Source organism: Streptomyces sp. NPDC044064, from assembly GCF_056434245.1.
This window is the reverse complement of the sequence record NZ_JBWKFN010000005.1, coordinates 65,809-78,597: the sequence shown is the minus strand read 5'-3', so window position 1 is coordinate 78,597 and position 12,789 is coordinate 65,809. Positions and strand designations below refer to the sequence as shown.

Annotated in this window: 9 protein-coding genes; 8 read left to right on the top strand and 1 reads right to left on the bottom strand. The window is 74.2% G+C overall.

Going from position 1 to position 12,789, the window contains the following annotated elements:
• Positions 1–177: 177 nt before the first annotated feature.
• The 5 genes from AC07DS_RS10115 to AC07DS_RS10095 all read left to right on the top strand — a co-directional run bounded on the left by AC07DS_RS10115 (position 178) and on the right by AC07DS_RS10095 (position 8,947).
• Positions 178–816: a GNAT family N-acetyltransferase gene (locus tag AC07DS_RS10115; RefSeq protein ID WP_479143993.1), complete on the top strand. Its 639-nt coding sequence runs from the start codon at positions 178–180 to the stop codon at positions 814–816.
• A 136-nt stretch (positions 817–952) separates the two neighbouring features.
• Positions 953–2,179, top strand: coding sequence for a precorrin-6y C5,15-methyltransferase (decarboxylating) subunit CbiE (cbiE, locus tag AC07DS_RS10110; protein ID WP_479143992.1), 1,227 nt, complete (start codon positions 953–955; stop codon positions 2,177–2,179).
• A gap of 393 nt (positions 2,180–2,572) precedes the next feature.
• Positions 2,573–6,610 carry a nicotinate-nucleotide--dimethylbenzimidazole phosphoribosyltransferase gene (cobT, locus tag AC07DS_RS10105; RefSeq protein ID WP_479143991.1) on the top strand — a complete coding sequence of 1,346 codons (4,038 nt, stop codon included), beginning with the start codon at positions 2,573–2,575 and terminating at the stop codon, positions 6,608–6,610.
• 211 nt (positions 6,611–6,821) lie between these two features.
• Positions 6,822–8,054, top strand: coding sequence for a uroporphyrinogen-III C-methyltransferase (cobA, locus tag AC07DS_RS10100; RefSeq protein ID WP_479143990.1), 1,233 nt, complete (start codon positions 6,822–6,824; stop codon positions 8,052–8,054).
• A 74-nt stretch (positions 8,055–8,128) separates the two neighbouring features.
• On the top strand, positions 8,129–8,947 hold the full coding sequence (locus AC07DS_RS10095; RefSeq protein WP_145881221.1) for a TrmH family RNA methyltransferase: 819 nt from the start codon (positions 8,129–8,131) through the stop codon (positions 8,945–8,947).
• Between the two features lie 15 nt (positions 8,948–8,962).
• On the opposite strand, the gene AC07DS_RS10090 is transcribed toward AC07DS_RS10095, so the two are convergent.
• A complete protein-coding gene (locus AC07DS_RS10090; RefSeq protein ID WP_479143989.1) occupies positions 8,963–10,366 on the bottom strand; it encodes a serine/threonine-protein kinase in 1,404 nt (467 codons plus the stop codon).
• Between the two features lie 602 nt (positions 10,367–10,968).
• Here AC07DS_RS10090 and AC07DS_RS10085 point away from each other — a divergent pair.
• The 3 genes from AC07DS_RS10085 (at position 10,969) to AC07DS_RS10075 (ending at position 12,778) form a co-directional block, all read left to right on the top strand.
• On the top strand, positions 10,969–11,094 hold the full coding sequence (locus AC07DS_RS10085; protein ID WP_479143988.1) for a hypothetical protein: 126 nt from the start codon (positions 10,969–10,971) through the stop codon (positions 11,092–11,094).
• Between the two features lie 371 nt (positions 11,095–11,465).
• Positions 11,466–12,401, top strand: coding sequence for a phosphotransferase family protein (locus AC07DS_RS10080; protein ID WP_479144229.1), 936 nt, complete (start codon positions 11,466–11,468; stop codon positions 12,399–12,401).
• Positions 12,402–12,481: 80 nt separating this feature from the next.
• Positions 12,482–12,778 carry a TFIIB-type zinc ribbon-containing protein gene (locus tag AC07DS_RS10075; RefSeq protein WP_479143987.1) on the top strand — a complete coding sequence of 99 codons (297 nt, stop codon included), beginning with the start codon at positions 12,482–12,484 and terminating at the stop codon, positions 12,776–12,778.
• Positions 12,779–12,789: the final 11 nt, after the last annotated feature.

Here is a 12,789-nt window from a genome sequence, read left to right as displayed (position 1 = left end):
GACGGCTCGTCCGGCGGCACGTATACGGCGTATCGCCACGCACGGGGTCCACTCCCTCACCCGGGGTGGGCCCCCTCGTGCCGTTCAGTGGTTTCATGCTGCATGCTGGGCAGTTCAGCGGGGCCCTGGCGGTCCTGATGCTCTCTCAAGGATTTTCCGAAGGTTACGGAGCGGCGCATGACTAGCACCTTCCCCAACATCTCCATCAGCACGGAGCGGTTGGTGCTGCGTCCCCTCGACGAGGACGACGTGCCCGCCCTGGCCGAGATGATGAACGACGAGCACATCGGTGCCTGGACCGACGTCCCCCAGCCGTTCACCCAGGACGACGCCCGGCACTGGATCACCGAGTACGCGCCCGCCGAGCGCACCGCCGGTCGCGGCCTGGATCTCGCCGTCACCGAGTTCCTCACCCAGCGCCTCGTCGGCATCGTCCAACTGGGCAAGACCAACTGGCACATCCGCTCCACCGAGCTTTCGTACATCGTCGCCCCCTGGGCCCGCGGCGAGGGCTACGCCTCCGAGGCCGCCCTCGCCACGGCCCAGTGGCTCTTCGGCGACCAGAAGTTCGAGCGCATCGAGATCCGTACCGCCGCCGACAACACGGCCTCCCAGCAGGTCGCGCAGAAGATCGGCTGCATCAGCGAGGGTGTGCTGCGCAACGCCTGCATAGTCCACGTCCGTGCCGAGGACGGAACCTGGACCGACCTGCGCACGGACTTCATCGTCTGGAGCCTCCTCCCGGAGGACATCGAAGGCGCCGACGGGCAGCTCGCCGACAGCGGCGACTTCACCTCGTACGCCGACTGGAACTGACCCCGGCGAGGCGCACCCGGATCCGCGCACGGCCTCGCCGCATCGCGCGTCCGCTACCTTCACCAGGTACCCTCACGGAGCCCGCCCGACGGGCCCGTACCCCTGACGAGCTGCGAAAACCTGGAGACTGACGACGATGGCCGACCGGGTCACGGTGATCGGCTGGGACGGCTCGCCGCTGACCGCCACGGCACGGGCCGCCCTCGGCGCCGCCACGCTCGTGGCCGGAGCGGCACACCACCTCGCGCTCCCCGAGGTCCCGCCCAGTGCCGAGCGCATCCGCCTCGGCAGCCTCGCGCTGGCCTCCCGCCGCATCGCCGCCCACCGTGGCACCGCGGTCGTGCTCGCCGACGGCGACCCCGGCTTCTTCGGCGTCGTACGGGCCCTGCGTGCACCGGAGTTCGGCCTGGAGGTCGAGGTCGTCCCCGCCGTCTCCTCGGTGGCCGCCGCCTTCGCCCGCGCCGGCATGCCCTGGGACGACGCCCAGGTGGTCGTCGCCCACCGGCGCACCCTGCGCCGTGCCGTGAACGTCTGCCGTGCCCACACCAAGGTCGCCGTCCTCACCTCGCCGGGCGCAGGCCCCGCCGAGCTGGGGCTGCTCATGGACGGGATCCACCGGACCTTCGTCATCTGCGAGGAGCTGGGCACCGAACGCGAGCGGGTCTCCGTCGTCACCTCCGACAACGCCCCCGACCACACCTGGCGCGACCCGAACGTCGTCATCGTCATCGGCGGCCCGGCCGGAGCCGCCGAGGGCGGCGGCTGGATCGCCGGGCGCGACCCCGGCATCGGACCCCGCGGCTGGGTGCAGCCGGACGAGGAGTACGGGGGGTACGGCGGCGGCCTCGGCGAAGGGGAGACCCAGCTGCTCAGGGCCGCCCAACTCGCCCGTCTCGGTCCCCGGGTCGGCGACCTCGTCTGGGACATCGGCTGCGGCAGCGGAGCCTTCGCCACCGAGGCGGCGCGCGCCGGAGCCGCCGTCATCGCCGTCGACCGGCTGTCCGACGCCTGCGCCCGGACCGACGCGGCCGCCCGCCGCTTCGGCGTCCAGCTCCAGGTGGTGCAGGGCACCGCACCCCATGTCCTCGAAAACCTGCCCGAACCGGACGTCGTACGGGTCGGCGGCGGGGGAGCGGCCGTGGTCTCCGCGGTCGCCGACCGCCGCCCGCAGCGCATCGTGACCCACGCCGCGACCCGCGACGAGGCCGAACTCGTCGGCCGCGGCCTGAGCGAACACGGATACCGGGTCGAGTGCGCCCTGCTGCAGTCCGTCGAACTCGACACCAGGGCCTGGACGGAGACTGAGCGGAACGTTGCGTTCCTGCTCACCGGGGAATTGCTGCGGCGCGAAGCGCCTCGTTGAGGGGTGGTGGTCGGGCGACGGGCGGGCCTGCCGGATCGCGCCCCGTGATCCTGTTGTCGTACTGCGCGCGGTAGGCTGGCCGATCGTTGTACCGCATCGGTGGCCCGGAACTTCGTTCGCCAATGTCCGGAAAACGTGCCCGCTTTGGGGTGGGTGTGGTACGGCAGAACCCGAGGACGCGCAACGTGGCGCAGTCCACAGCGGGCTGTCGCGGATCATGCTGTCGCGACGGCTGAACGGCCGGGACAATGCCACTGAATGGCTTTGTCGCCTTTTTTGGGCGGGTCGTTCGTGCCGCTGGGCACACACGCTCGTTCTTCACTACGGGGCGGTCGGTGCGCCGTTCCGGGTGAGCTGGTCGTAGAAGCACTAACCGATGGGCGAGGGGTACGCATGACCGACACCGGCCAGGTCCCGGGCGAGGGGCAGCCGGAGAGCGCAGGCATGGTGGAACAGCCGGGCGCCCCCGCGCACGGCGCGTACACCTACCTCTCCGAGGCACCCGCCGAGGACGAAGACCTGCTGCTGCCGGGAGCCCAGGGCGCGTGGGGCAACGAAGTGCATCCCCCCGCCCCGGAACCGGTCGTCGAGACCGTCCACCAGCCGGGCCCGCACGAGACGGCCGGCCGGGACAGCGGTTCCGTCGACCTCAGCGGCGTCCGGCTGCCGAATCCGGCGCCGGCGTCCGTGCCGCCGTCGCCCATCCTCTCGGCCCCGCACGACGCGGCCGCCGCGCCGCAGCAGGCGCGCCGGCCCCTGCATCTCGGTCCGCCGATCCCCGACGCCACCGCCAGCCCGGTCCGCTCCCTCGCCGACCGCGGGCCCGCCGGAGCGCCGGTACGGCAGCCGGGACCGGCCACGCCCGGACCCGAGTACCTCGACGCCCAGCCGCTGGGCGACATGGCCCCGCAGAACGCGGCCCCCTGGGGCGCCGCGCCGGTCGCCGTGGCCCAGGTCGGCACGGAGGCCCCGGCCGCCGAAACGGTCGGTCCCTTCGCGGTCCCCGAGGCCGTCGCCGATGTACCCGACGCCGCCCAGGCCACGATGACCCGCCTTGCCACGCAGGCGGCCGCGCAGCTGCCCGGCGAGGCGGTCCAGCCGCAGGCCGTGCACGGTCATGACGGGGTGCAGCCGGTGCACGGTCACGACGGTGTGTACGTCCCCCAGGGGGATCTGGACCTGGGCCAGGGCCCCGAGGTCGCCGCCGCTTCCGACGCCGCTGCCGGTGGGGTCGTCCCCGCGGCCGAGGCCGAGGTCGCCGAGGCGGTCCATACCGTGGAGAGCGGCCCGGTGCCCCCTGCGGCCGACGTGCTGGAGCAGGGTGCTCCGGTTCAGCCGGCGCAGGCCGAGGCCGTACCGGTCCAGGCACCCGAGGCCGCGCCGGTCGCGGAGGCCACGCCGGTGGCGGACGCGGCGGAGCCCGTCCAGGTGTCCGAACCCCTCCAGGAGTCCGAGCCCGTCCTGCAGCCGGAGCCCGTCCTGCAGCCGGAGCCCGTCCTGCAGGCCAAGGCCGCACCTGTCGTCGAGGCCGCTCAGCCGGTCGAGGGCGCACCCCTTGCCGAGGCCGTTCAGCCCGTCGAGGCCGCACCCGTTGCCGAGGCGGTTCAGCCGGTCGAGACCGCACCCTTCGTCGACACCGTGCAGGCAGAGGTGCCCTCGGCTGCGGATGCACCGGCCGAGGCTGTCGCCGCCGCTCCGGCGCAGGGCGTGGCCGAGGCGGCGGACACCGCTGTCGCCCAGAGCGTCACCGAAGCGGCCCCGGTCGTCAGCGAAGCGGCCCCGGTCGTCACCGACGCCGTCCCGGTCGCTCCGGCCCAGCCCGGCCCGTCCGCCGCCGGACCCGTCGAGACCCCGCCGGCCGCTGTCCCCGACTCCGCCGCCCCCGCTGTCGCCCAGGTCCCGCCCGCCGTCGAGCAGGGGCAGGCGCCCGAGCCCGTGGCCGCCGCCGAGCCGGCGCCGGAGCCGGCGCACGCAGCCGGACCGGCAGAGTCCCCGGAACCCCTCGCCCCGGCGCAGGACGTCGCGCAGGTGCTGCTTCCGCAGGCCACGCCCGAGGTGTCCGGGCCCGCCCTCCTGCAGGCCCAGGGCCCGCAGCTCGCGGGTCCCGTCCCGCAGGACGGCGATGCCGCGGCCGCCCCGCAGCAGCCGCAGCCCCAGGCGCCGGACGCCGCCGGGCAGGCCGCGGTGGCGTCGGCCCCGGACACCGGCATCGCCGCACCCGCCGGCCCGCAGCTCCAGCCGGTCGAGGCCGCTCCGGTGGCGCTCGAGGCCGAGGCCGCTCCGGTGACGCCGGAGACCGGGGCCCCGACACCGGTCGCACCGGCCACCGAGCCGGACCCGGCCGCGGCGGCCGCGCCGTCGGCACCCGCCGGCACCACCGGGCCGCTGCCCTCCGGCGTCCCGCTCCAGGCGCACCCCGAGCAGCCGCTCGGGCAGTTCGTGCCCGTCGAGGGCCAGGTGCCGACCACCCCGCACCTGGCGCCGACCCCGCCGCAGCCCCTCGTCCTGCCCACCCAGGAGCAGCAGGAGCCCGTCGCCACGGTCCCCGCTCCGCGCGAGGCCGAGCCCGCTGCCGGACCGGACGCGGCGGCCGACGAACACGCCCCCGACGTCGTACAGCACGCGGAGGACCTGGAGACCAGGGCCGCCGACCAGGAAGAGAGCACGGCCGCAGTGGAAGAGGCAGGACAGTCCTCCGGACCGGCCGCTCCGGCCTACGACGACGCCGAGCGCGAGGCCGTCCTGAAGGTGATGCGCGAGCGGCGCGACATCCGCAACGGCTTCCGCAGCGACCCGATCCCGCACGAGGTGCTGCTGCGCGTCCTGGAGGCCGCCCACACGGCGCCCTCCGTGGGCCACTCGCAGCCCTGGGACTTCGTCGTCATCCGGTCCGCCGACACCCGCCGCACCATGCACGAACTGGCCATGCGCCAGCGCGAGGCGTACGCCAAGTCGCTGCCCAAGGGCCGGGCCAAGCAGTTCAAGGAACTGAAGATCGAGGCCATCCTCGACACCCCGGTGAACATCGTCGTCACCGCGGACCCGACCCGCGGCGGCCGCCACACCCTCGGCCGGCACACCCAGCCGCAGATGGCGCCCTACTCCGCCGCTCTCGCGGTCGAGAACCTCTGGCTCGCCGCGCGCGCCGAAGGCCTCGGCGTCGGCTGGGTCAGCTTCTTCGACGAGCGCGAGATGGTCCGAGCCCTCGGCCTGCCCGAGCACCTGGAGGTCATCGCCTACCTGTGCGTCGGGTACGTCGACGAGTTCCCGGACGAGCCCGAGCTGATGCAGGCCGGCTGGTCCAAGCGGCGCCCGCTGTCCTGGGTGGTGCACGAAGAGACGTACGGCCGCCGCGCCCTGCCCGGAGAGGAACCCCACGACCTGCTTGCCGAGACCGTCGCGCAGATCCGCCCGCTGGACGCCAAGGCGCTCGGCGAGGCCTGGGAGCGCCAGAAGCGCATGACCAAGCCGGCCGGCGCGCTCGGCATGCTGGAGATCATCTCCGCGCAGCTGTCGGGCCTGTCCCGGCAGTGCCCGCCGCCGATCCCGGAGCCCGCAGCCGTCGCCATCTTCGCCGGCGACCACGGGGTCCACGCCCAGGGCGTCACCCCCTGGCCGCAGGAGGTCACCGCCCAGATGGTGGCCAACTTCCTGGGCGGGGGAGCGGTCTGCAACGCCTTCGCCAACCAGGTCGGCGCCGAGGTCTGCGTCGTGGACGTCGGTGTCGCCGCCGACCTGCCGGCCACGCCCGGTCTGCTGCCCCGCAAGATCCGCGGCGGCACGTCCGACATGACCACCGGCCCCGCGATGAGCCGCGAGGAGGCCAAGGCGGCCATCGAGGTGGGCATCGAGACCGCCCGCGACCTGGTGGCGGCGGGCAACAAGGCGCTGCTCACCGGTGAGATGGGCATCGCCAACACGACCGCGTCCGCCGCGCTCATCTCCGTCTTCACGGGCGCCGACCCGGCGGAGGTCACCGGCCGGGGCACGGGCATCAACGACGAGACCCTGGCCCGCAAGACCGAGGTCGTCCGCCGTGCGCTCGAAGTCCACCAGCCGGACCCGGCCGACCCGATCGGCGTCCTCGCGGCGATCGGCGGCTTCGAACACGCGGCGCTGGTCGGCCTGCTCCTGGGCGGAGCCTCCCTGCGTACCCCGGTGATCCTGGACGGCGTCAGCGCCGGCGCCGCGGCTCTGGTCGCCCGCGCGATCGCCCCCGAGGTGCTCGCGGCCTGCATCGCCGGCCACCGCAGCGCCGAGCCCGGCCATGTCGCGGCCCTCAACAAGCTGGGCCTGCGGCCCCTGGTCGACCTCGACCTCCGCCTCGGCGAGGGCACGGGTGCCCTCCTGGCCCTCCCGCTGGTGCAGAGCACGGCCAGGGCGATGCACGAGGTGGCGACCTTCGATTCGGCAGGGGTCACCGAGAAGTAGGGGCGGCTTTTGGCCGACGGCCGGTCAGGCGTGGTCCGTGCGCAGTCGTTCCGGCGGGCGGGCACGGACCACGCGGCCGCGCCCGGCCACCTTGCCCAGCCACCGGACAGCCGACCCGCCTTTCCTGCAGCCAACGTAAAATCCGCACGTCAGGGCCACCGCAAAGCCGCAGAGGCCTCGCACTGCACAGCAGCAAGAGGAGCCGCCCCTCATGGCCGAACACCCCGCCTACCCCGTAGGCCTCCGCCTCTCCGGCCGTCGAGTGGTCGTCCTCGGCGGCGGCCAGGTCGCCCAGCGCCGCCTCCCCGCACTGATCGCGGCAGGCGCGGACATCATCCTGGTGTCCCCCGGGGCGACCCCCTCCGTGGAGGCGATGGCGGACGCGGGCGAGATCACCTGGGAGCGGCGCCCCTACGCGGACGGCGACCTCGCGGCCGCCTGGTACGCCCTCATCGCCACCAGCGACCCCGAGGCCAACGCCCGGGCCTCCGCCGAGGCGGAGCGCCACCGCGTCTGGTGCGTCCGCTCCGACGACGCCGACCAGGCGACGGCCTGGACACCGGCGACCGGCCACAGCGAGGGTGTCACCGTCGCCGTCCTCACCACGGACGCCAGGGGCCGCGACCCCCGGCACACCGCCGCCATCCGCGACGCGGTCGTCGAGGGCCTGCGCGACGGCACCCTCGTCGCCCCGCACCACCGCACCCGTACACCCGGCGTGGCCCTGGTCGGCGGCGGTCCCGGCGACCCGGACCTCATCACCGTCCGCGGCCGCCGTCTGCTCGCCGAGGCCGACGTCGTCATCGCGGACCGGCTCGGCCCGCGCGACCTGCTCGCCGAACTCCCGCCGCACGTCGAGGTCATCGACGCCGCGAAGATCCCGTACGGCCGGTACATGGCCCAGGAGGCCATCAACAACGCGCTGATCGAGCACGCCAAGCAGGGCAAGTCCGTGGTTCGGCTCAAGGGCGGCGACCCGTTCGTCTTCGGCCGCGGCATGGAGGAGGTCCAGGCGCTCGCCGAGGTCGGCATCCCCTGCACGGTCGTGCCGGGCATCTCCAGCTCGATCTCCGTCCCCGGCGCGGCCGGCATCCCGGTCACCCACCGCGGTGTCGCCCATGAGTTCACCGTGGTCAGCGGTCATGTCGCCCCCGACGACGAGCGCTCCCTCGTCGACTGGCCGGCGCTGGCCAGGCTGACCGGTACGCTCGTGATCCTGATGGGCGTCGACAAGATCGGGAAGATCGCCGAGACGCTCGTCGCGCACGGCAGGTCGCCCGACACCCCGGTCGCCCTCGTCCAGGAGGGCACGACGGCCGCCCAGCGCCGTGTGGACGCGACCCTCGCCACGGTCGCCGAGACCGTACGTGCCGAGGACGTGAAACCCCCGGCGGTCATCGTCATCGGCGAGGTCGTGAACGTCGGCCCGGAGCCGGTGGCTTGATCCCGCGTAACCCGGGGTAACGCAACCCGTTCCCAGCCGTTGGCAGCACACCCAGGACAAGGCAGTATCACCCTGTGGCCGATCTCATCACCGTTGAGGATCCCGACGACCCGCGCCTGCGCGACTACACGGGCCTGACCGACGTCGAACTGCGCCGCAAGCGCGAGCCGGCCGAGGGCCTGTTCATCGCCGAGGGCGAGAAGGTCATCCGAAGGGCCAAGGAAGCCGGCTACGAGATGCGCTCCATGCTGCTCTCGGCCAAGTGGATCGACGTCATGCGCGACGTCATCGACGAACTCCCGGCCCCCGTGTACGCGGTCACCCCGGAACTGGCCGAGCAGGTCACCGGCTACCACGTGCACCGCGGCGCCCTCGCCTCCATGCAGCGCAAGCCGCTGCCGACGGCGGCGGAACTGCTCCGCTCCGCCCGCAGGGTGGTGGTCATGGAGTCGGTCAACGACCACACCAACATCGGCGCGATCTTCCGCTCGGCGGCAGCCCTCGGCATGGACGCGGTGCTGCTGTCGCCCGACTGCGCCGACCCGCTGTACCGCCGCAGCGTCAAGGTCTCCATGGGTGCGGTGTTCTCCGTGCCGTACGCCCGCCTGGAGACCTGGCCCAAGGGTCTGGAGTCGGTGCGCGAGGCGGGCTTCACGCTCCTCGCGCTCACTCCGGACGAGAAGGCCAGAAGCCTGGACGAGGCCGCCCCGCACCGGATGGACCGGGTCGCGCTGATGCTCGGCGCCGAGGGTGACGGCCTGTCCACGCAGGCCCTGGTCGCCGCCGACGAATGGGTGCGCATCCCCATGTCCCACGGGGTCGACTCCCTCAACGTGGGCGCGGCCGCCGCGGTGGCCTTCTACGCGGTGGCCTCGGGACGGCCCGCGTCCTGAGCCGGTCCGGAAAGCTCAGTTCTCCGAGCCGGACCCGGACTCGAAGGTCGAGTCGTACCGCTGCGACATCAGCTTCCCGCCGTCCGGCGGCGTGAAGCCCGGCTGTACGTGCCGCTGCCGCCGGCCGTCGCCACCGTCGTCGCCGAGCCCGCGGGCCGGGCCCTGACAGCCCTGCGCCACCGCGATACCGAGGGCCACCAGCAGCGTCACGACCACGAACACGAACAGCCGCTGGCGCAGCAGCCGGGGATTGGCCGGGCGTCGGCCGGTTCCCGTCGCGCGCGGCACCGGACGCCCGGTGCCGCTGCGCGGAGCGGGCCGGCTCCCGCTGCCCGAGCGTGTGCCGCCGGAGCGGGGCGCCGGGGTGGGCCGGGCCGTGCCGGGCCGGGAGGCGACGCCCCCGGCACGTGAGGCGCTGCCGCCCCGCGAGGGGGTGCCGCCCCGGGCGGGCGTGCCGCCGCGCGGCACCGGGGTGCCGGGGGCGGTGCGCCGCTGGGCGCGCTGCGGCTCGGGGTAGGTGTCCACGAGCCGTCCGGTGGGCCGGTCCGCCTCGGCGGCCCGCGGCGCGGGCGGCCGTGCGTCGGCCAGGCCCTGCGCCTCACGGGCGGCGATCTCCTTGAGCCGCAGCGACAGTTGGAGGGTGCTGGGCCGGTCCTCGGGATCCTTGGCCAGACAGGCCCGCACCAGCGGCGCGAGGGCGTCCGGAACGCCGTACAGCTGCGGCTCCTCGTGCACCACGCGGTACAGCATCACCTCGGAACTGCCCTGCCCGAAGGGGGAGTCGCCGGTCGATGCGTAGGCCAGGGTCGCGCCGAGGGAGAAGACGTCCGTGGCCGGGGTGACGGCCGCGCCGCGCACCTGCTCGGGAGCGAGGAAGCCGGGGGAGCCGACGGCGGTGCCGACGTGGGTGAGCGTGGAGGCGCCGGTGGCCCACGCGATGCCGAAGTCGATGATCCGCGGCCCCTTGGGGGACAGCAGGATGTTGGAGGGCTTCAGGTCCCGGTGGACGACCCCGGCCTCGTGCACGGCGACGAGTCCCTCGGACAGGGCCGCGCCGACCGCCGCCGCCTCGGCCGCGCCGAGCGGGCCCTCGTCGGCGACCTTGTCGTGCAGGGAGGGGCCGGGCACGTACTGCGTCGCGAACCACGGCCGGTCGGCCTCCAGGTCCGCCGCCACCAGCCGTGCGGTGCAGCCTCCCCTGATGCGCCGGGCCGCCGAGACCTCACGGGCGAACCGCGAGCGGAACTCCTGGTCCTCCGCCAGATCGGGCCGGATCACCTTCAGCGCGACCCGCTGCCCCTTCTTGTCGGAGCCGAGGTAGACCACGCCCATTCCGCCCGCGCCGAGCCGTCGGTGAAGCCTGAACGAGCCGACGACGCGCGGGTCCTCGCGCCTCAGGCGCATCATCGCCATGTTCATCCCCGCTGCCCGGTCCCTGTGACGTGGCACAGCTTACGTTTCCACAGCCGCCTGCGCGCAGAGGCCGCGCCCTCCGGGACGGACGGATTGTGCGCGACGGGAGCACGAGGTGAAACACGGTCAGTTAGCCGCTCCCTGCGGTGCCCTTGGGACACCCGTGACTTCAACATACGGACGCGGCAGGGAGGTTGGCCCCGGCCGGAGCGACCATGGACGAGGAGAGGCGCCCACGGAAGGAACACCGTGCCCTCCTTCCAGCCTGCCGCCCCGAACCGGCCACCGCGCGCACGCATCACACCCCCACACCCCACCCGAAGTGATCGAAGTCACTCGCCGCACCCGTCGGATGGTCCGGAAATGACCGGACACGGTGGGCGACCCCTCCGGGATGACCCCGAGACCTGGGACCCCGTCTCCACCCAGGGGAGTACTCCACAGGTCGTGGCTCATCCTCCGGGAGGCCCGCGATTCGGTACGAAGGCATGACGCCCGTCGGGGGCCGCACGCCTAGATTTGAGGTCAAGCGGCGGGTGCAGCACTCGTCCCCCGAGGTCAGGCACCCGCCGCTGTCAACGACAACAGAGACGGTCAGGAGAGGGACCATGGCCCACCCGGCACCGCGACGCACGACGTTCGCCCCTCGCCGGACGGGTCGTCGCCACCCGCTGGTGGCGACGCTCATGGCCCTTCCCCTGGCGGCACTGCTCCTCCTCGTCTTCGACGGCTGAGAGACAGTGGCCACACAGGCGTCGTCCGTGGGTGCGATGCTGGGGCGCTGAGCGGCGACCCCAGGCCCGGAAGAGCGGTCCGGGCGGGGACATCGATCCATGAAACCCCGTGGGGACGGGGGTACGGCGGACGGCACAAATGCCGGCGCAGCTGGGGAGCTGCGCCGGCATTGCGCCGTTCCGGACCTCCGTCCGTTCCGTCTGCGGGCCGGTGGGGGCCGATCGCGCAGTTCCCCGCGCCCCTGGGGAGCGGCGGTCGCCGTACCCGGCGAGGCCCACCCCCGCCCGGCCGTGGCGCCGAGCACCACCGCACGCCCCGCGCCCCGCGTACGCTCACCCCGGACACCCCACTCACCGAGGCTTCCGTGAACCTGCTCGCCGCTCTCACCGCAGAACTCAGCGCCACCGCCCACCCCCGGGCCGGCGGCGCCACCTGCGCGTGCGGCACCACCCCCCTCGCCGACCGCCCCGACGCCACGGTCGTCCGCCACGCCGACACCGTGGCGAAGGCCCACGCCCCGGACACCGACCCCGCCGGGCTGACCCTGCGTCTCGCCGCGGCGGCCCGGCTCCCGGACGTCCTCCTCGCCCCGCTCGCCAACACCCCGGCCACTCTCCACAACCGCCTGGTGACCTTCTGGCCGTACGGCGCCCCCGTGGACCCGGACGACCCGGCCGCCGCCCCCTGGGAAGCCGCGGCCACCCTCCTCGCCCGGCTGCACCGGACGGTCCCTCCCACCCCCGTGCCCCCGATGCGCGGCCCCGCCAGGGCCGCCCTCGCCGTCGAGCGCCTGCGTGCGGCCGTGAGCACCGCGCCCCATGCCGCCGCACCCCCCGTCCTGCGGGCCTGGCACGCGCTCCCCGCCTGGGCCCGCGCCGAGGCCCCCATGCCCGGCACCCCGGCCCTCTGCCACGGTGACCTGCACCTCGGCCAGCTGGTCCGCAGCCCCGCACCCGACGGCCCCTGGCTGCTGATAGACGTGGACGACCTCGGCGTCGGCGTCCCGGCCTGGGATCTCGCCCGCCCCGCCTCCTGGTACGCCTGCGGGCTTCTCCCGCCCGACGAGTGGACCCGCTTCCTGACCGCCTACCGCGAGGCCCGCGGCCCCGCCGTACCCGCCGAAGGCGACCCCTGGCCCGCCCTGGACGTCCCGGCCCGCGCCCTGACCGTGCAGACCGCGGCCCGCGCGCTCACCAAGGCGCTCACGGCCGACCGCCCGCTGGACGAGGTGGAACAGGCCCTGGTGGACGCCTGTGCGCGAATGAGTTCCATCCCCCACCAGTTGACTCGGGGATTCCGGGCGTAGGGTGCAACCGACCGGGGCCGGACGGAGTCTGTCCTGGGGAAACACGAAGCAGCACCAACCGGCGAGGAGTTGAGCCGACCATGCAGTGTCCGAAGTGCCATGCGCCGATGCACACCTACAACCGCAATGGCGTCCAGATCGAGCAGTGCAGCGGCTGTCGCGGCATCTTCCTCGACTACGGCGAGCTGGAGGCCCTGACCCAGCTGGAGGCCCAGTGGGCCAAGCCCGTCCCGCCGGCCGCGCCGCAGGCGTACCCGGCCCCGCCCGCGCCGGCCTGGGGCGCCCCGCACGGCGGTCACCACAGCCACCACGGCGGTCACCACGGCGGTCACCACGGCCACCAGAAGAGCTGGGCGCACATGCTGTTCTCCAGCTGAGCGCACGAAGA